A 20,105-nucleotide genomic window follows, 5' to 3' on the forward strand; every position below is an offset into this window, starting at 1 on the left:
ATTAGAGCCTAGTATACTTCTTTCTTAGATCTAATGTATGTGGATACTCGTGACATATTTCTTCCTGTGGTGGTGCCATAGGGCGTGGGGGTTCTTTATTTTCATAAAAACCACGCATGCCGGTGAATTCAGGCGGTGGTGAGAAGGGGCCTTGGGTAAACCCATGATCCCAAAAGCGATTCACGCGACGGGCTTCAGCTTCATTACTGTTCACCGGAAGCGTGTCATAACTGCGTCCACCAGGATGGCTAACATGGTACGTACAACCGCCAACCGATAGGCCGTTCCACGTATCAATCAAGTCAAACACCAAGGGCGTATCTTGATTTAAGGTTGGATGCAGAGCCGAAGGTGGCGTCCAAGCTTTATAGCGCACGGCACCAACTGCTTCACCTTTTTGTCCTGTTGAACGTAATGGCACTCGACGACCATTACAGGCCAGTACATAGCGTCCTTCAGTGAGACCGGTTAAGCGAACCTGTAGGCGCTCCACGGAAGAGTCTACATAGCGTGCTGTGCCGGATTGGCTAATTTCCTCACCTAATACATGCCAAGGCTCAATGGCCCAGCGCAGTTCCAGCTCCACTTCGCCAATTTGTTGACGACCGTAATGGGGGAAGCGGAACTCTTCAAAGGCTGCTAGCCATTCAAGTTTGAATGGGAGGCCATGGGCCTGCAGGTCATCGACGACTTCCTTAATGTCGTTCCAGACAAAGTGCGGCAACATGAATTTGTCGTGCAGAGAGGTGCCCCAGCGAACCAAAGGTTTTTTGTAAGGCTCATTCCAAAAACGCGCTACGAGACAACGTAGCAGCAGCATTTGTACGATAGACATGCGGGCATGGGGTGGCATTTCAAAGCCGCGGAATTCAAGCAAGCCTTGTCGACCACTGCTGGTGCCTGCGGCATAGAGTTTGTCGATACAGAACTCTGAGCGGTGGGTGTTACCCGTGATATCCACCAGTAAGTTACGCATCAGGCGATCCACTAGCCATGGCTCATCTACAAAGCCTTCTGGCATGTTCTGGAAAGCAATTTCCATCTCATAAAGAGCTTCATCACGGCCTTCATCTGGACGTGGCGCTTGGCTGGTTGGGCCAATGAACATGCCTGAGAAGAGATAAGAAAGGCCAGGGTGATGCTGCCAGAAGGTGACCAAGCTGCGCAGTAAATCAGGGCGACGTAGCAAAGGACTGTCAGCAGGCGTGACGCCACCTAGTGTGACATGGTTGCCGCCACCTGTGCCTGTATGGCGTCCATCCAGCATAAATTTCTCAGTGCCTAGGCGGCAAAGATAGGCTTGTTCGTAGAGGGTCTCAGTGTTGAATACCAACTCTTTCCAGTTTTTAGCAGGATGAATGTTGACCTCGATAACACCTGGATCAGGGGTGATCAAAAACTTCTGCATACGTGGATCTTTGGGTGGCTCGTATCCCTCGATCACCACTGGGATTTTCAGCTCAGTGGCAACTTGTTCAATAGCATTGATTAATGCCACATAATGTTCGAGCAGATTCACAGGGGGTAAGAACAAGTGCATGCGGCCATCCCGAGCTTCCACACACAAAGAGGTGCGAATCACGTCTTTAGTGACCGTGGTGGTCTTTTGTGCTGGTTGCGTTTGAGGGGCTGTTTTCTGCGCCTTGGTATTTACCGAAGTACCACTTCCACTGGCTGTGGTACTAAAGCTGGGTAATGGCTCACGGGGGGCAAACGGATCACGCTCGTGGGGTTGCTCTTCTTGGCTGATGGCCGGTAACGAGTTCAACGGTAAACGTAGCCCCATAGGGCTGTCCCCTGGGATGAGGGTGATCACATCGGCACGCATAGGCCATAGGCTGCTTTGCCATTGGTAGCCGTTATGTTGGACCGGAAGTATGTAACCGCTCACTCGCTCTAGTCCGTGGTTTAATAATTTGGCCAAACGGCGACGTTCTAAGTCGTCTTTGAGGGAAGCTTTACGTGGGTTAACGTTGTCCGGTAGTGAGCGTTCTAACCATAAGTAATATAGGGTGTCTTCGTAAGCAGGTTGCAGGTATTTGTTTTCCAGCCCTAGGACATCACAAAGTTTAGCGCCAAACTTGTGGGCGTCTTGTTCGGTAAAGCCATAGTTTTTATCTACCCGTGCCAGATAATCTGGGTCTTGCCAGAGGGCCTCACCATCGGTGCGCCAAAAACAACCCAGTGCCCAGCGAGGGACTTCTTCCCCTGGATACCATTTGCCTTGGCCGTAATGGAGCAGGCCATTGGCGCCAAATTTGGACTTCATTTTTAGCAGTAGGTCTTTCGCTAAGCGCAGCTTGTCAGCCCCTAAAGCACCGGTATTCCATTGGTCAGAATCCATGTCATCAATGGAGACGAAGGTCGGCTCCCCACCCATGGTCAGGCGCACATCTCCTGCTTCGAGCTTTTTATCAACGGCTTCACCCAGCGCTTTGATGTTGAGCCATTCTTCGTCGCTGTAGGGTTTTGTTACCCGTGGGTCTTCGTGGATACGCGTGACGACGTTTGAGTAGCTGAATTCACATTCACACTCATCGGTATAGCCGGTAATAGGCGCGGCCGAAATCGGCTCAGCGGTACAGGCCAAAGGAATGTGGCCTTCTCCGGCAAATAGGCCACTGGTCGGGTCTAATCCAACCCAACCTGCACCGGGTAAGTAAACTTCACACCAAGCATGTAAATCGGTGAAGTCTTCTTCTGGTCCAGATGGCCCATCTAATGCTTTGACGTCTGCCGTCAGCTGTACAAGGTAACCAGATGCAAAGCGAGCCGCCAAACCAAGGTGGCGAAGGATTTGTACCAATAGCCAAGAGGTGTCTCGGCATGAGCCCTTTTTCAGGGTTAGAGTCTCTTCACAGGTCTGCACCCCTGGCTCTAGGCGAATGCCGTAGCCAATATCGGAAGCCAAGCGTGTGTTCAACGCGACCAGAAAATCAATGGTCGGTGTGGGCTTTAGATCAACGCTTTTCAGCCAATCTTGCAACTCAGCACAGTCATCTGTTTTCTTCAAATAGGGTTCAAGCTCTTCTTTAAGTTGCTTGTCGTATTTGAAGGGAAATTTCTCTGCGTACTTTTCAATGAAAAAATCAAACGGGTTGATGACGGTCATATCGGCGATGACTTCGACTGAGAATTCAAGTTTCTTAGTTTTCTCAGGGAAGACTAGGCGCGCTTGATGGTTGCCGTAAGGGTCTTGCTGCCAGTTGATAAAATGATCTTCTGGCGTGACCTTTAGGGAGTATCCATGAATGTGTGTGCGAGAGTGTGGCGCAGGTCGAAGGCGCAAGATATGCGGCGCAACGTTTACAAAGCGATCAAAGTCATAGGTGGTGGTATGTTGAATCGCTATCCGAATGGTCATGCCGCATCTCCTTGCTTGAAGTTAAACCAGTTCTCAGTGATCTGATGATGCAGTGAAATAATGTCTAGCTGAACCTGATTTAGATAATCGCTGAATTCTTGATTCAGTAAGCTGGAGTGTTCTACACCGTGAGTGCTGTCCAATAACTTATCGGCGCTGACTTGGACAATACCCGAGCGGGGCAATGAGGCGGCAGCTTTTTTGATTTCTTCCAAGCAGTAGCGTTGTGAGCGTGGGAAGTGAGGATCCGTTAACAGGAAGGTCACAGCCCGAGCACCACTGATGGACGTGCGCATGGTGCGTCTAAAGCTAAGGTGCGCACTTTGGGATTTTAGGACTTTTGACCAAACTACTTGCCCTAGCTCGATGTTTTCTTCTGCTTGGGATTGCATCATTAGGGTGTTGGCGGCGTCTATAATACGGGTGTTCATATCAGCTCGTTCTAGGTAACGACCAAGAATCAAGAAGCTCCAACCTGCACCACGATCCATGGTGCCAGCCATCAGTCCGATGATTTTTTGGCACCCTTCAATAATGATGTTCAGGTACGCATGACGGTCAGAACGATTAATGCCTTGCTTGATGTTTTGGCGCGCAAACAAGTCCAGTTCATTGATTAACTCCCAGGTTTCTCCAGGCAGTACGTCACGGCTGGTACGAATGTTTTCGCGAACCATTTTGAGGGACGATAATAAGGAGCTTGAGTTGGTATCATCGGCCAGCAAAAACTTCACCACATTTCGCTCGTCACGAACTTTGTAGCGTTGGTTAAAGGCTTCGACGCCGCTGTTGATTTCAATTAGGTTGTACCAAGAAATCGCCACATCTGGTGGCAAATCAAATAGTAAATCATCGTACACGCTGACTAGGCGAGCAGTATTTTCGACGCGCTCAAGGTAACGGGCGCTCCAGTATAGGCGTTCAGCAACTCTTGAAAGCATCGGTTAAGCTCCTTTAGTGTTTACAATCCAAGTATCTTTACTACCACCGCCTTGTGACGAATTTACGACGAGGGAACCTTTTTTCATTGCGACTCGTGTTAATCCCCCTGTGGTCACATGGGTGTTTTTGCTTTGCAAGATGAAAGGGCGCAAGTCCAAGTGTCGAGGCTCTAAGGAGCCCTTGCCGATCAAGGTTGGCGAGGTCGACAGTTTAAGGGTTGGTTGAGCAATGTAATTACGTGGGTTGGCTTTAATTAATTCAGCAAACAGTTGTTGATCTTTCTTGGTGGAATGAGGTCCTACCAACATGCCATAGCCGCCGGATTCGTTGGCAGGTTTTACAACCAGTTTGTCCAGATTGGCGAGTACGTATTCGCGGTCTTTCTCATCATCGCAAAGGTAGGTTTTGACGTTTGGCAGAATCGGTTCTTCGTCCAAGTAGTAGCGAATCAGATCTGGTACATAGGCGTAGACTACCTTATCGTCGGCCACTCCAGCGCCAGGAGCATTGGCTAAGGCAACGTTACCGGCTTTCCATGCACGCATGATTCCTGGTACTCCTAATACGGAGTCTTTGTGGAAAACTTCTGGGTCAATAAACAGATCATCAATACGGCGGTAAATCACATCTACCCGTTCTGGGCCGTAGATGGTTTTCATGTAGACGCAGTCATCTGAGTCCACAAATAGGTCGTTACCTTCTACCAACTCCACCCCCATTTGCTGAGCAAGAAAGGCGTGTTCAAAGTAGGCAGAGTTATAAATACCAGGGGTTAATACAACGATTTCGGGTTGTTCAATGTCTCGTGGCGAGAGTGCGGCAAGGGTGTCAAACAGCTGGGAAGTATAAGAGCCGACTGGCTGGATATCATCGTTTTCAAATAGCTCTGGTAGAACGCGTTTAGTGATAGCGCGGTTTTCAAGCATATAAGACACACCGGATGGCACTCGCAGGTTGTCTTCTAGCACATAGAATTTACCGTCTTCATCACGCACTAAATCTGTGCCACAAATATGCGCCCAAACACCAAAGGCAGGATTTACGCCGACACATTCAGGACGGAAGTTTTTCGAATCTTTAATGATGTGTTCAGGAATAATGCCGTCTTTGATGCAGTTTTGGTCGTGGTATAAATCATCAATAAAGCGATTAAGTGCGGTAAGACGTTGCTTGAGCCCTGCCGCGGTGACTTCCCAGTCTTTGGCATCTATGGTTCTTGGGATAATGTCGAAGGGCCAGGCTCGGTCAATATTGCCCTCTTCGGTGTAAACCGTAAAACTGACACCCATTTCCTGAACCGTGGCTTCGGCGGCTAGGCGGCGTTTTTCCAGTTCTTCTGTTGGTAAAGAGTTGAGGTACTTCAGGAGTTGTTTAGCGGGCGGTCGAGCGTTTCCTTTTTCATCAATCAGCTCATCAAAAAAAATGCCAGCTTGGTAATTGCTTGTGAGTGTATCCATGTATTGCTTTCCCCTTAAACGGCATAAGATGCCGCATCAACTAAGTGCATCTGGTTGCCTCGCATACAAAATAGATGCGCTAAAACTGAGCGTAAGGCAAATGCCTCTAACCTTGTTTATTTTCTAATTCTTGCTTCGTCTAAACTCATCAATAACCCTGGTCTTCAGGTGGTTATTTAGCCATTTATACGCCTAGTTGACACAATATGTAAGAACTATGGCTTTAATATTCGGCTAACCTATATCAATTATCTATAATTGGGTTTTGATACAATGTTTTCAAAAATGGCCATTTGAAAAGGATTAGACAGTGAGTAATGTGCATCAGCCGTGCCACATTGTTGTGGTAGGTGCCGGCATTGGTGGGCTAACACTAGCTTTAGGCTTAGCCAAACAGGGATTTCAAGTTCGAGTTTTTGAGCAATCGAAGGCATTAAGTGAAGTGGGAGCAGGCCTTCAGTTGAGCCCAAATGCTATGAAAGTGCTTAGAAGTTTAGGACTAGACACTGCTTTAGAGAGCCACAGCTTTGCCCCAGAATATGCCTGTATTCGAGACTACAAATCCGGCTCATATTACTTACGTTCACCGTTAGGTCAGGAGGTCATAAATCGCTATGGCGCCCCGTATTGGCATGTCCATCGAGGAGATCTTCATGCTGAACTCGTTCAGGCCTGCTATGCCAATGATGTGGACATAGAGCTCGATCATAAGGTGCTGGGGTATCGGAATGAGCGCAATGGTGCTTCCATACTACTAGAGGGCAAAACAGAGTGGGCGGATTTACTGATTGGTGCAGATGGCATTCATTCTAAAATTCGTGAACTCATGTTGGGAATTGAAGCGCCCTTGTTTACTGGGCAGGTTGCCTGGCGCGGTACCGTTCCAGTTAATGCCATTAAGAATGTCCAAGTTCAGCCCGATGCCACCGTATGGGCTGGACCTAACCAACATGTGGTAACTTACTACCTGAAAGGCGGTGAGTTGATAAACTTTGTGGCGGTCGAAGAACGAGCGGAATGGTTGCAAGAATCATGGCGCCAAGAAGGGGATGTAAAGGACTTACGGCAAAAATTCTCAGGTTGGCACCCTGAAGTGACTGAGATACTTGCTGCCTGTGAATCGTCTTTTGTGTGGGCTCTTAATAGTCGTCCCACGTTATCAAAGTGGTCTGACGGAGCCGTGACTCTGTTGGGGGATGCTTGCCATCCTATGTTGCCATTTATGGCTCAGGGGGCTGCAATGGCCATTGAGGATGCTTATGTACTGGCAAATTTGCTCGGCAAGGGATCTTTCTCTCAAGCTTTTAACGACTACGAGGCGATTCGTAAGCCCAGAGTTACTGCTATTCAGCAATTGTCACGGGAAAATGCTGGGCTTTACCATATGCATGGCGGTTTGACGGGGCAGTTGAAATTAAAAGCCTTAAGTCTTGCATCCCGCTATGCTCCGAGTATTGTGCACAGCAAATTAGACAGCGTTTATGGTTACGACGTAACCAGTTTAACCTTGTAATTCTCCCAAGCACTCGATTAGGGTGCTTTCTCTTTTATCTAGGACATGAGTTTTGAGTCAACACACTCACTTTAAGGCCGAGTTGATCTTGGTTTTGGTTACGATCATTGCGGGATTTGGTTGGATTTTTTCTAAAGAAGCCTTAGCTGGATTACCGCCATTTTTCTTTATGGCGATTCGATTTTTGGTGGCAGGCTTTGTCTTGTTACTCGCCGGACGCAAGTATTTTAGTGACCTTCGTTGGCAGGATGTGAAAGGGGCGATCATTGTGGGCTTCTTTATGGGGCTGGCGATGACCTTCTGGGTGTTGGGATTGGATCAGGGCAGTAGCCTTGGTGTTGGTGCTTTTATCACCAGTCTAGGGGTTATTTTGGTGCCCATTTTTGCCCGTTTTATTTTTGGTGACAGACCGCCTAAAAGTATTTGGTTTGCTTTACCTGTGGCCGTGGTGGGGCTGGCTTGTCTAGCGTTAAATGGTCAAGTAGCGTTTGAATGGGCACTGGTGTATTTCTTTATTTCGGCGCTGGCTTTTGCTTTGCAATTCAATATGTTGTCCCGTATGTCAACGCGATTGCATGTGTTTGTTTTGACTGCCATCCAGCTTGGCACCGCCGGTATATTTTTACTGGTATTATCATTGTTGACTGAGACTTGGCCCGATGTGGTGTCTTTGCCTGTCTTAGGGTGGTTCTTAGCCAGTACTTTGATCGCTACCAGTCTGCGCTTTTTACTGCAGACTTATGGTCAGAGTCTAACCCCTGCAAGCCATGCGGCGGTGATTATGAATTTAGAACCCGTATGGACTGCTCTGTTTGCTATGGTTTGGTTTGGAGAGCAGATGCTAACCATTCAAATTATTGGATGTGTGTTGATATTTGCGGCCATGCTGATTAGTAAATGGACGCAAATTCGTGCGGTGTTTACGCCCAATTAGTTGGTTTTTAATCAGGAAAAAGTTCGTCAAAAATGCGCTGGTATAAAGCGTGAGCTTGAATTGAAAAAGGGCGTTCTAAAGAGTCACTGCGCACTAGTAAGCCTTTAGTCAAAGCAATTAAAAACTCAAGTCGGGCGGCAATGTCCGCCTGATTATTCAAATCATAGCGTTGCTCGATCAGTTTCAAGGCATGCTTGTTTAAACGGGCTTCAGCCTGCTCTTGAATAGCCGCTATGCTTGGAGAGCGGCTAGCTTCTGCAAGGATCTCTAAGTGAAGCAGTCGGTTTCGCTTAAATTCTTCCGTCTCTGCATGCTCAAAATGTCGGGCGAGCCAGTCTTTTTTTTCTAAAAAATCTTCCATGGTGGTCAGGTAAGATTCCGTTTGCTGCTCAACCAGTACGCAAATCATCTCTTCTTTGTTACTAAAATACCGATAAATTTGTCCCACACTTAGTCCCGCTGTCTTGGCGATCTCTGCCATGCTGGCGCGGTGGAATCCCTTATCAATAACGTGCACGATAAATGCATCTAAAATATGCGAGCGGCGTTGTTGGTCATTAATACTGGGCTTTTTCATATTTATTTGCACGTTTTAAAGATGGGAACGAAATCTTAGCTAGATTATAGTGTGAATGAACGTTCATTCTCAAATGATAATTATTGGAGTCTCCACAGTTTATGCTGTCACGAAATACACTTTTGACGGGGTTGGTTCTGGCCTCTGCGGTCTTGGCGGGGTGTCAAGAAAGCGAAAGCAGTGCATCGAATAGTGCGGCTGGTCAGCAAGCGCCGAAAGTTCAAGTAGGCGTGGTGACGATTCAGCCACAAGATGTGAAGCTTACAACTGAGTTACCAGGACGCACAGCGTCGAGCCTCGAAGCGGAAATTCGCCCTCAAGTGGGTGGTATTGTAGAAAAACGTTTGTTTGAAGAAGGTCAGGCCGTAAAAGCTGGTGACCTACTTTATCAAATTGAAGACTCCACTTATGAAAGCAGTGTTGAACAAGCCCAAGCGGATTTGGAAAGTGCGGAAGCGACACTTAAATCAACTAAACAAACCTACGACCGTTACTTGACTCTGAAGGAGCAAAATAATGTGTCTCAGCAAAACCTTGATGACGCTTATGTTGCCTATCTGTCTGCTGTAGCGGCCCAGAAAAAAGCACAGGCGTCTCTTAATAGTGCGAAAATCGATTTAGAGCATACTAAAATCACTGCGCCAATTGATGGTAAAACAGGTATTTCTCGTGTCAGTGTTGGGGCGCTCGTGACCGCTGCTCAATCTACCGTGATGACGACCATTCGTGCGACAGATCCTATTTACGTAGATTTAGCACAAACCAGTGTCGACCAGCTTCATACTCGTACACTGCTAGCAAAGGATGGTATTGAACAAGGTGATCAAACCGTCTCTCTGACGCTAGAAGATGGTACGGCTTATGCGCTTGAAGGTGTTGTGAAAACCCGCGAAGTGAGCGTAGACGAATTGACTGGTTCGGTGACTGTTCGTGCAGAGTTTCCTAACCCTGATGGCTTGTTGTTGCCAGGAATGTTCGTACGTGCACAGTTGAGTGATTTGCGTGATCGTCAAGCCTTATTGGTTCCTCAGCAAGGTGTTTCCCGTGATGTGAAAGGCAATGCGATTGCCTATGTTGTGACACCAGAAAACAAGATTGAACAACGTATTTTGACCACTGAACGTGCTGTCGGTAATCAATGGTATGTGACGGATGGTATTGCCGCGGGTGACAAAGTCGTTGTAGAAGGCACTGCTAAAGTACGTGCTGGCGTTGAAGTCACTACAGTGGAATTGAAGCGTGATGCTCAAACAGGTCGAATGGTTGCGGCAAATGCTGCGACGACTGGCCAGTAAAGAAGGGAGTCATCTATGATCGCTCAATTTTTCGTACGTCGCCCCGTCTTTGCGTGGGTCATCTCGATCGTCATCATGTTGGCTGGTATTCTGTCCATCACTCAGTTGCCGATCTCTCAATATCCAAACGTAGCCCCCCCGTCTATCCGGATTTCTGCCACCTATACTGGTGCTTCGGCTGAGACGGTAGAAAACAGTGTGACGCAAATCATCGAGCAGCAGTTAACAGGGCTCGATGGTTTGCTGTATTTCTCTTCGAGCAGTAGTGCCAGTGGCCGAACCAGTATCGATGTGACCTTCCAGCAAGGTACTGATGCGGATACTGCTCAAGTGCAAGTACAAAATAAGGTGCAACAAATCACCTCAAGTTTGCCTAATTCTGTTCAGCAAAACGGTGTCACTGTTACCAAGTCTCAATCTGACTTTTTGTTGATTCTGGCTTTGTATGATGAGACAGACACAGATACAGCCAACGATTTGTCTGATTACCTAGTGTCCAACATGCAGGACCCTATCTCGCGAATCGAAGGGGTGGGTAGTGTGCAGGTGTTTGGTTCCTCATACGCCATGCGTATTTGGTTAGACCCACTTAAGCTTGCGACATACAACCTGATGCCATCCGATGTGTCCAGCGCGATTACCGCACAAAACACTCAGGTTGCCGCAGGTAGCTTAGGAAGCTACCCCATCGAAGAGGGGCAAGAGCTTAACGTAACGGTAACTGCTCAGTCTAAGCTTCAAACCCCGGAAGAATTCGAAAACATCATTCTTAAATACGATGATAATGGTGCCACCGTACGTTTGAAAAACGTAGCGAAGGTTGAACTGGGTAGTGAAAACTACAACTTCTCCCCTCGTCTAGATGGCCATCCATCCTCTGGTATGGCGGTTATGTTGGCACCGGGTGCCAATGCTTTGTCTACTTCTGAAGCGGTTCGTGCTGAGATTGATGAGCTAACACGTAACCTGCCTGAAGGCTATGAAGTGGCTTTGCCACGAGATTCAACAGACTTCATTAAGATCTCTATTAAAGAAGTTGTTAAAACGATGTTTGAGGCGATTGTCTTAGTTGTCATCGTAATGTTTATCTTCTTGCAAAGCTGGCGCGCTACCTTGATCCCTGCCATCGCTGTACCTGTGGTGTTATTGGGTACTTTTGGTGTGCTGCAGTTGTTTGGCTACTCCATTAATACCCTGACCATGTTTGGTTTGGTGTTGTCTATCGGTCTGCTGGTGGACGATGCGATTGTGGTGGTGGAGAACGTGGAGCGGGTCATGGAGGAAGAGAAACTCTCCGCCCGAGAAGCTACCATTAAATCCATGAAAGAAATCACCAGTGCCTTGATTGGTATCGCGGTGGTCTTGTCAGCGGTATTTGTACCTATGGCATTCTTTAGTGGCTCCACAGGTGTTATCTATCGTCAGTTCTCGATCACCATTGTGTCTTCGATGATTTTATCTGTCGTGGTCGCCTTGACGCTTTCTCCTGCATTGTGTGCCACCTTGCTAAAACCAAGTCACCACAAAGAGAAGCGTGGTCTTGGTGGTTGGTTTAACCGTAACTTTGATCGTTTGAATACTCGTTACACTGGCGGCGTTGCTCGCATGATTCGTAAACCATTGCGTTGGTTGGCGGGTTATTTGGTCATTATTGCTGGTATGAGCTACCTAATGGTGAATGTGCCGACTGGCTTCCTACCAACGGAAGATCAGGGTTCCATCATGGTTATGGTGTCTTTGCCTGAAGGGGCATCAATGGCTCGTACCGAGGAAGTGATGGAGCAGGTGCAAACCCATTTCCTTGAAGGTGAGAAGGACTATGTGAAGTCGATCTTCACGATTTCTGGATTCAGCTTCATGGGCACTGGACAAAATGCGGGTATGGCATTTGTACTGTTAAAAGATTGGGATGAGCGTACGACACCGGGCAGCAGTGCTTCGGCGATTGTTGGTCGTTCGTATGGTGCTTTTGCTCAGTTGCGCGATGCACAGATCTTCTCGTTGTTGCCACCGTCTATCATGGGCTTGGGGCAAAGCAACGGCTTTACATTCCAGCTTCAGGCAGCAGGTAATACTTCCCGAGATACCTTGGTGGAAATGCGTGATCAATTGCTGGCAGATGCCAACGCGAGCGCTATTTTATCTGGTGTCCGTATGGGTGGACAGGGCGAAACGGCTCAATTGCATATTGATATAGACCAAGAGAAAGCGTCTGCTTTAGGTCTGTCTATGTCTGACATCAGTAGTACTTTGTCATCTGCATGGGCCGGTAGCTATGTGAATGACTTCATCGACCGTGGTCGAGTGAAAAAGGTCTACATTCAAGGTGATGCGGAATACCGTGGCGCGCCTTCAGACCTGCAGCATTGGTATGTTCGCGGTGATGGAGACACTATGACGCCATTCTCTGCTTTCGCTGAGAGCGAGTGGACCTACGGGCCTAAGAGTTTGACTCGATTCAATGGTCTGCCTTCTTACGAAATCCAAGGCTCTGCTGCGGGAGGCTTAAGCTCCGGTGATGCGATGACCGAAATGGCCCGTATCGCAGACAATATGCCTCAAGGAGCGACCTACTCCTGGAGCGGCTTGTCATACCAAGAGCAACAATCTAGTGGCCAGACATACTTCTTGTATGCGGTGTCTATCTTAGTTGTGTTCTTGTGTCTGGCAGCCTTGTACGAGAGCTGGACAGTACCTTTCTCCGTGATCATGGTGATTCCGTTGGGTGTTATCGGTGCGGTGGCTGCGGTGCATTTGCGCGGCTTGCAGAACGACGTGTTCTTCCAGGTAGCCTTGTTGACCACCATAGGTTTGTCGTCGAAGAACGCTATCTTGATTGTGGAGTTTGCGGAGGCAGCTTATCGTCGAGGTGAAAACGTCTGGAATGCGGCCCGAGAAGGTGCCATGTTGCGTCTTCGTCCGATTATCATGACTTCTTTGGCTTTCATCGTAGGTACGCTACCTTTGGCATTGTCTTCCGGTGCCGGTGCCAACAGCCGTATATCAATCGGTACGGGTATCGTAGGGGGAACGCTATCTGCCACAGTGCTAGCGATCTTCTTTGTGCCTTTGTTCTTTGTGGTGGTTCGACGCATGTTCCCGAAACGCCCAATCGAAGATTGATCGATTCCTAAGCATTAAAAAAGGAGCCCATAAGTGGCTCCTTTTTTTGTGCTTGTTGGCATTTAGATCGCGTCAGTGTTGGCGGCTGGACTTTTGGAAAGTGACCTTGTTTGCATGGTTGCACAACTGACTGATTTCTGTGGGTTGGCCTTCTTGATTTAGTTTCACAAGTCCCATGCCTGAGTGATTTAGTAGGCGTTCCCCTTTGTCCGCGTTGTCCGGTTTGCGTGGAGTGATCCGTAAGGCGCGACGCTTGGTAAAGACGTTAAGGGGAGACCAAGGGGCATAAAGCCAGCGATTTAATCGGTCAAACCATTCCAATAAGCTGTGTGGGAATTCATTGCGCTGACCACTGCTGGTGATTTGCCAAATGTTTGGACTGCTTTTTTGCCCTCTCAGTTTGATGTCATAGGCAAAAGAATAGTGCACATCCCCAGATAAGATGACGAAATTGTTTGGAGTCTTAGCATGGGTAAATAAATTCATCAGGGCATAGGCGGAGCCTGGGTGAGCCATCCAGTTCTCCGCATCCACCATGAGCGGTTTGCCTATCCAGGCAAAGATTCGTTGAATCGACTCAATGAGTTTTACCCCAAAGACTGGGGCAGGGGACACCATGATAACGGAGTCAAGGTTCTTAATGTCTTGCTGTAAATCGGTGAGGGCTTCCCAGTCCATAAGCCCAGAAGGACGATTGATGTCTTGTTCTGAGCGCCAGCGACGTGTACGGGTATCGAGTACCACTAATTTGGGAGTGGTTGGCCACTCGTAATGCCATTGTTCAAATTGCAGTAGCTCGTCAATATAGTCGTCTTGGTTCTTTCCTTGTTGAGCAATAGCCTCTTGGGCGGCTTGGAAGACACTCTCGTCAAAGGCGTCTGGATTATTGCCCCAGCCTTGGCAGAGAAAGTAACCCAGCAGGGCATTACCAATAATGCGCTTAGAAAGGGGATGCTCATAGGCTGCCACTTCCCATGCGGCGGTTAGGTTCCAGTCATCAGTCACGTCATGGTCGTCAAACATCATTGCCGTAGGCAGGTGTGCAAGGACCCGCTGTACTTTGTGAAGTTGGCTGTTGAATTCCTCAATCGAGCGTTTTTCCAGCTGATAGCGGGTTTTGTGTTCTTCGTTTTCAATGGTGTCTGGCATCTCTAGGGAGATATGTTTCCAAAGGGATGGCGACCACACTAGCAAATACATGCAGACGACTTCAGCGAGGCTAATCAGGTGGTTGTGCGCTGTATCTGTGGTAAAGACAGGTTTGCGCTTGCCTTTGAAAAATTGGGAACGCACATCGTCTGCCAACTCACTTTGGGGAAGTAGTGCTTCCCTATGATAGAGGTAAGCATTCTCTCCGAGAGTATCCTTACGATCAGGTAGGCTCTCTTCATCAATGCCCAATAGTTCAATCGCCTGACGAATAGCGTGAAGCATTGGGCCAGCCACGTCATCCGCATAGATTTGATCACCAGACAAAATAAGTAAGTCCGGCCAATCGTTTGGGGCTGTTTGCTTCAAAAGCTCATCAGCTTGGGCTAAACCATCGCCTACCTGAGGGCGATTCTCCATGTTTTTGTAACCATAGTGGGCTTTACGACATGAGCCATGGAGTAGCGACGAGATCTGAACAGGGCGCTTAAAAGAAAGGGTGTCATGATTGCTGTAAAGTAGGTTATCCAACTCGGTAGGGACATCATGTCCGTTTTTGTCAGATAATGACACGTGATAACCGTAGGTCGTATCTGCTTTAAGATCGCACTCAGTTGTCAGTGTTATAAAGTTAAGGAAGAGTCTTTCCCCTATCTTAATAGTGTGTGTATGTTGTTCTGATGTTAGTGTGTCTTTACTATCGTTTATTGATATGGAAACTCTGTACGGTGCGCTAGTTGCCAGCCAGAAATGACAGGAGTTGCTCTCCACTTTTCGAACAATGGGCCCAGCTAAGATGGGGTCTAATGTCAGTTCGGTTAGATCCTTTGGCATACTTACTTTCCAATTCTGAGTGCGAGTCACCATGCTAGCGTAGATGAGGTCATATAAAAGTAATTTGTTATTAAAACTTATCCACCTTTTTTGCAAAAACTGCGCAGCTTGAAAGATTGCAACAGGCGCTAGGATTCGATAGCGTTATGAACTTAAGTTATTTTAGGTATCTCTGAGTTCAATTAGAGATGAATGTATCAGTAGTCGGTGTTTGTATGATTAGAAAGTCTGTATGTTGTTCGTTAGCCACCATGTTAGCTCTTGGTGCAACGTCCATGTTTGCACAAGCCAACAGTACAGCCTCTTCTTCTATTTCTTCTCCGATCAAAGATACCACCCCAAAACCTTTTACCTTTCCCTCCAAAACTCATTTTCTGATGGCCGTTGATCGTCAAATCGTGTCTCGTATTCAGTATCAAGATGTGTCTGAGTTGTTGGGTCTTGAAGATATGAACGTGGCGGATGAGGTGACAGTTTACCGTGGCATGCGCAAAGCCATGTTAAAGCACGCAGCCAAAAAATGGGATGCAGGTATGGCGGAGTATTACGGCCGTCAAGTTGATCGCATGTTGGGTTGGCGTGGACAATATAACGGCTCAGGGGAAGACATTGAGAATCGACTCATGTTGTTTCGCTATGCCCAAGAGTCAAAAGACGCTAGCCAAGTTATGAAGCGCTATGATGAAAAACTGGTGGCTGTGCTACAGGAGCCAGAGCAGCAGGAAGCAGTAGAGCTTGGTAAGTGTGATGATGAGTTGGTTTCTCAGGCAGATTATGGCTTTTATCAACATCTAGGCACTTCGGTTAAGCAAGAAGATCAGGCTATTGATTTAGCGATTTTGTATGAATCTCTTGAGCCTTGTGAGCGTTTCGTTGTCGAGCGTCGACTCGACAGTCATAGCCATCTTTCTGAATCTGTTATTGAACACAGCATCATCGACGTACAATCCACCCCAATTTCTCACGTACTTCTCTCTTATTCCCAAGATCAACGTTGAGTATCCTCTCAGGATCGGTGAAAATACGCGCCAGTTTTGAAAATCCTGATTTGCGCCGATTCGAGCGTAGTGTCTAGTCAATTTAACGAAGAAGATCATTGTCCATGTCCCATTCTGAATTTGTTCAGCAGGTAAACAGCCGCCGAACGTTTGCGATCATATCCCACCCTGATGCTGGTAAGACCACCATCACTGAAAAAGTACTGCTGTTTGGGCGTGCGATTCAGCAAGCGGGTACCGTTAAAGGTCGCGGTTCTAAGCAACACGCAAAGTCAGACTGGATGGACATGGAAAAAGAGCGTGGTATCTCCATCACCACATCTGTGATGCAGTTTCCATACAATGACTGCTTGGTAAACCTGCTGGATACACCTGGGCACGAAGACTTCTCGGAAGATACCTACCGTACATTAACGGCGGTGGACTCTTGTTTGATGGTGATTGACGCAGCAAAAGGTGTCGAGGATCGTACCCGTAAGCTAATGGAAGTCACTCGCCTACGTGACACGCCAATCGTGACCTTCATGAACAAATTGGACCGTGATATTCGTGATCCAATGGAGGTGTTAGACGAGGTGGAGAGTGAGTTGAACATGCTTTGTGCTCCAATCACTTGGCCAATTGGTTGTGGTAAAGCGTTTAAAGGGGTGTATCACATCCACGATGATGAGACGATTCTATACGCCACTGGACAAGGTCATACGATTCAAGAAGTTCGTAAAATTAAAGGTTTAGATAACCCTGAGTTAGACAAAGCGGTCGGTGAAGATTTGGCCGCACAGCTACGAGAAGAGCTTGAGTTGGTGATCGGGGCCTCTAACGAGTTTGATGAAGAGTTGTTCCTTGCGGGCGAGTTAACCCCAGTTTACTTCGGTACAGCATTGGGTAACTTTGGTGTGGACCACATGCTAGACGGCTTGACTCAATGGGCGCCTGCGCCGTTACCTCGTCAAACCAATGATCGTGAAGTGGTGGCAACCGAAGAAAAATTCTCAGGTTTCGTATTTAAGATACAAGCCAACATGGATCCGAAACACCGTGACCGTATTGCCTTCATGCGAGTAGTGTCTGGTACCTATACTCAGGGCATGAAAATGAATCACGTGCGCATTGGTAAGCAGATCAGTATTTCGGATGCGGTGACCTTCATGGCGGGGGACCGTTCTCGTGCTGAAGAAGCCTTCGCAGGGGACATTATTGGCTTGCATAACCACGGTACGATTCAAATCGGTGACACCTTTACTCAAGGTGAGAACTTAAAATTTGCTGGGATTCCAAACTTTGCCCCAGAGTTGTTCCGCCGTATCCGTCTAAAAGATCCGTTGAAGCAAAAGCAGCTTTTAAAAGGCCTAGTGCAATTGTCTGAAGAAGGCGCTGTACAGGTGTTTCGCCCATTCCAGAACAACGACCTAATTGTAGGTGCAGTCGGTGTGCTTCAGTTTGATGTGGTGGTGGCGCGCTTAAAAGCAGAATACAACGTGGAAGCCATTTACGAGAGTATCAACGTGGCCACTGCCCGCTGGGTCGAAGCGGAAGAAGGCAAAAAGTTTGAAGAGTTTAAACGTAAAAACGAAGCAAACTTGGCGCTTGATGGTGGGGATAACCTCACTTACATTGCGCCAACCATGGTGAACTTAAATCTAGCCAAAGAGCGTTACCCAGAAGTTGAGTTCCGTGCTACCCGTGAGCACTGATCAATACTTGACTGAATTACTTGGTTAAGTGGATAATGACCGCAATTATTTTTAGCGTAATAAAGGTGTTTTTCTCATTATGGTTGAGTCTGCGGATCCTATTTCTATGACCTCTGCTGCGGCTGATAAGCTTAAGTCATTGATTGTGGAGGAAGAAAACGAGCGCTTAATGTTGCGTGTCTACGTGACAGGAGGCGGTTGCTCCGGTTTTCAGTATGGTTTCGCCTTTGATGAAGAGTATCAAGAAGACGATACTGAAGTGGTACGTGATGGCGTGAAACTAGTGGTTGATCCCCTAAGTTTTCAGTATTTAGTGGGATCCGAAGTGGATTACTTAGAAAACCTAGAAGGTGCCCGGTTTACTGTCGCCAATCCGAATGCAGCATCCACTTGCGGTTGTGGTGCGAGTTTTAGCATCTAGACGCAATTTTGATTGAAACAGGTTACAGTAGAAACCCTCGTTTATGACGAGGGTTTTTTTATGGCAAAAGGAAGGTAAATGAAAACGCTAGCATGGGCCGGATTAATGGCCGCACTATTGATGTCTAATGCCTATGGCGAAGAAGGGGATTGGCGTATCGCCGCTGGAATTGGCTCCATGTATTTGGATGGCGAAAAACATGGTTACGACGACAGTAAATTAGATGCTTACGCGTTAGATTTGCAAGTTATGTATGTAGTGTCACCTTTGTTAGATATTTCGGCAGGCTATATGCATGGTGTTCGAGGGTTGACGGAGCAAAATGGCGATCCGATTGATGCTTCAATGATGTATCTTGATAGTCATTGGAAGCTTTCTGAGGGCTCTATTCGCCCCTATTTCGTTTTTGGCGTAGGCATGGTGGATGTGTCCAATGAAATAGGTAAGCAGATTCCTAGTGTTCGTGGTGGTTTAGGGGTCATGCATGAGCTAGTCGATAACTTGGATTTGAATTTTTCTTATGTGGCGTCTTCGGCAAGTGTTGAGGACGCAGAAATGGAGAGTATGACCACGATCGGTGTGGCGTACACATTTCGCTAGTGCTAAAAAAGTGCCCTGTGGCATTTAACTCAAATGGGTTGACGGTTAGAATCGTCGCCCATTTTTAAGCATTCAAAACTGGAGGTGACCAATGAAATTTACGTCTCGCGTTTCTATGCTGGCCGTAGCTGCAAGTGTTGTTGTTCCGCTTAGTGTTCAGGCGGAAGATGTGGTGCATTTTTATAATTGGTCGGACTATATCGATGAAGAGACTTTGCCCAGTTTTGAAGCACAAACGGGCAATAAGGTCGTTTACGATGTGTTCGATAGCAACGAAGTGCTAGAGGCGAAGCTGCTGTCAGGTCAATCCGGTTTTGATTTGGTGGTGCCGACGAATGACTTTTTAGGTAAGCAAATCCAAGCGGGGGCTTTTATGGAGCTGGATCGCTCTAAGCTGCCAAACTGGTCAAACTTAGATCCGCAAATTATGTCTTTGCTTGAAAACGTAGACCCAGATAACAAATATGGCGTTCCCTATATGTGGGGCACCACGGGCATTGGCGTTAACGTGGATAAAGTGAAAGAGGTGCTGGGTGACGATGCGCCGATTAATAGCTGGTCTTTAGTGTTTGAAAAAGAGTACCTAGAAAAGCTTCAGTCCTGTGGTGTGGTGTCTTTGGACGCTCCGACTGAAGTGATGAGTTCAGCGATGAACTACCTCGGACTTGATCCAAATAGCACGGCGAAAGCGGATCTTGCTAAAGCCACGGATCTACTTATGTCCGTGCGTCCTTACTATCGTTATTTCCACAGCTCCCGTTACATTAATGACCTAGCGAACGGTGACATATGTGTGGCGATTGGTTGGTCTGGGGACGTTGCCCAAGCAGCGGCTCGTGCGGAGGAAGCTGACAATGGTGTCAACGTGAGTTACACCATCCCGAAAGAGGGAGCCCTGATGTGGTTTGATATGCTTGCCATTCCCCGTGATGCTCGTAATCCCGAAGGTGCTCATGAGCTGATTAACTACCTAATGCGTCCTGAGATCACAGCGAACATTACTAACTATGTCTGGTATGCCAATGCGAACCCTGCGTCCATGTCCATGGTGGATGAGGAAATTGCAACGGACGAAAGTATCTTTCCTCCTGCTGATGTGAAAGCCAAACTTTGGTTGCCTGTTGTGCTGGATCAACGTACTGCTCGTACAGTGACCCGCAGCTGGAACCGTATCAAAACTGGCCAGTAATTCCGGCCCTAGCCT

14 protein-coding genes are annotated in these 20,105 nt (G+C 47.6%); 9 read left to right on the forward strand and 5 right to left on the reverse strand.

What is annotated here, in order from left to right; all coding sequences use genetic code 11:
• Position 1 precedes the first annotated feature (1 nt).
• The 3 genes from ACFQ45_RS01100 to ACFQ45_RS01110 are packed head-to-tail and all read right to left on the reverse strand — an operon-like array spanning position 2 to position 5,763.
• Positions 2-3,364 carry a transglutaminase family protein gene (locus ACFQ45_RS01100; protein ID WP_377364452.1) on the reverse strand — a complete coding sequence of 1,121 codons (3,363 nt, stop codon included), beginning with the start codon at positions 3,362-3,364 and terminating at the stop codon, positions 2-4.
• Positions 3,361-4,305 (reverse strand): alpha-E domain-containing protein, encoded by a 945-nt coding sequence (locus tag ACFQ45_RS01105; RefSeq protein ID WP_377364454.1) that lies wholly within the window; start codon positions 4,303-4,305, stop codon positions 3,361-3,363. The genes ACFQ45_RS01100 and ACFQ45_RS01105 overlap by 4 nt, the downstream gene beginning before the upstream one ends.
• A 3-nt stretch (positions 4,306-4,308) precedes the next feature.
• Positions 4,309-5,763 carry a circularly permuted type 2 ATP-grasp protein gene (locus ACFQ45_RS01110; protein WP_377364456.1) on the reverse strand — a complete coding sequence of 485 codons (1,455 nt, stop codon included), beginning with the start codon at positions 5,761-5,763 and terminating at the stop codon, positions 4,309-4,311.
• Between the two features lie 310 nt (positions 5,764-6,073).
• Between ACFQ45_RS01110 and ACFQ45_RS01115 the strand changes: the two genes are divergently transcribed.
• Entirely contained in the window at positions 6,074-7,276 is a 1,203-nt protein-coding gene (locus tag ACFQ45_RS01115) for an FAD-dependent monooxygenase (RefSeq protein WP_377364458.1), read from the forward strand.
• A 52-nt stretch (positions 7,277-7,328) separates the two neighbouring features.
• The gene (locus tag ACFQ45_RS01120) at positions 7,329-8,210 is read left to right on the forward strand and encodes a DMT family transporter (RefSeq protein WP_377364460.1); all 882 of its coding nucleotides are present in this window, start codon (positions 7,329-7,331) and stop codon (positions 8,208-8,210) included.
• 7 nt (positions 8,211-8,217) lie between these two features.
• On the opposite strand, the gene ACFQ45_RS01125 is transcribed toward ACFQ45_RS01120, so the two are convergent.
• Complete coding sequence (locus ACFQ45_RS01125; protein WP_377364461.1) at positions 8,218-8,787, reverse strand: TetR/AcrR family transcriptional regulator; 570 nt, start codon at positions 8,785-8,787, stop codon at positions 8,218-8,220.
• 101 nt (positions 8,788-8,888) lie between these two features.
• On the opposite strand from ACFQ45_RS01125, the gene ACFQ45_RS01130 reads away from it, so the two are divergent.
• Complete coding sequence (locus ACFQ45_RS01130; RefSeq protein WP_377364463.1) at positions 8,889-10,082, forward strand: efflux RND transporter periplasmic adaptor subunit; 1,194 nt, start codon at positions 8,889-8,891, stop codon at positions 10,080-10,082.
• An 18-nt stretch (positions 10,083-10,100) separates the two neighbouring features.
• Positions 10,101-13,205, forward strand: coding sequence for an efflux RND transporter permease subunit (locus ACFQ45_RS01135; protein ID WP_377365066.1), 3,105 nt, complete (start codon positions 10,101-10,103; stop codon positions 13,203-13,205).
• Between the two features lie 72 nt (positions 13,206-13,277).
• On the opposite strand, the gene ACFQ45_RS01140 is transcribed toward ACFQ45_RS01135, so the two are convergent.
• On the reverse strand, positions 13,278-15,221 hold the full coding sequence (locus tag ACFQ45_RS01140) for a DUF7800 domain-containing protein (RefSeq protein ID WP_452600437.1): 1,944 nt from the start codon (positions 15,219-15,221) through the stop codon (positions 13,278-13,280).
• A 182-nt stretch (positions 15,222-15,403) separates the two neighbouring features.
• On the opposite strand from ACFQ45_RS01140, the gene ACFQ45_RS01145 reads away from it, so the two are divergent.
• The 5 genes from ACFQ45_RS01145 to ACFQ45_RS01165 all read left to right on the forward strand — a co-directional run bounded on the left by ACFQ45_RS01145 (position 15,404) and on the right by ACFQ45_RS01165 (position 20,090).
• Entirely contained in the window at positions 15,404-16,186 is a 783-nt protein-coding gene (locus tag ACFQ45_RS01145; protein WP_377364467.1) for a hypothetical protein, read from the forward strand.
• A 104-nt stretch (positions 16,187-16,290) separates the two neighbouring features.
• Positions 16,291-17,880 carry a peptide chain release factor 3 gene (gene prfC, locus ACFQ45_RS01150; protein ID WP_377364469.1) on the forward strand — a complete coding sequence of 530 codons (1,590 nt, stop codon included), beginning with the start codon at positions 16,291-16,293 and terminating at the stop codon, positions 17,878-17,880.
• 79 nt (positions 17,881-17,959) lie between these two features.
• A complete protein-coding gene (gene erpA, locus ACFQ45_RS01155; protein WP_452600438.1) occupies positions 17,960-18,301 on the forward strand; it encodes an iron-sulfur cluster insertion protein ErpA in 342 nt (113 codons plus the stop codon).
• A gap of 78 nt (positions 18,302-18,379) precedes the next feature.
• Positions 18,380-18,901, forward strand: a complete 522-nt coding sequence (locus ACFQ45_RS01160) for an outer membrane beta-barrel protein (RefSeq protein ID WP_377364471.1) — start codon at positions 18,380-18,382, stop codon at positions 18,899-18,901.
• A 91-nt stretch (positions 18,902-18,992) separates the two neighbouring features.
• Positions 18,993-20,090 (forward strand): polyamine ABC transporter substrate-binding protein, encoded by a 1,098-nt coding sequence (locus ACFQ45_RS01165; RefSeq protein ID WP_377364473.1) that lies wholly within the window; start codon positions 18,993-18,995, stop codon positions 20,088-20,090.
• Positions 20,091-20,105: the final 15 nt, after the last annotated feature.

This window comes from Rhodanobacter aciditrophus (genome assembly GCF_042679525.1).
Taxonomy (GTDB): domain Bacteria; phylum Pseudomonadota; class Gammaproteobacteria; order Pseudomonadales; family Marinomonadaceae; genus Marinomonas; species Marinomonas aciditrophus.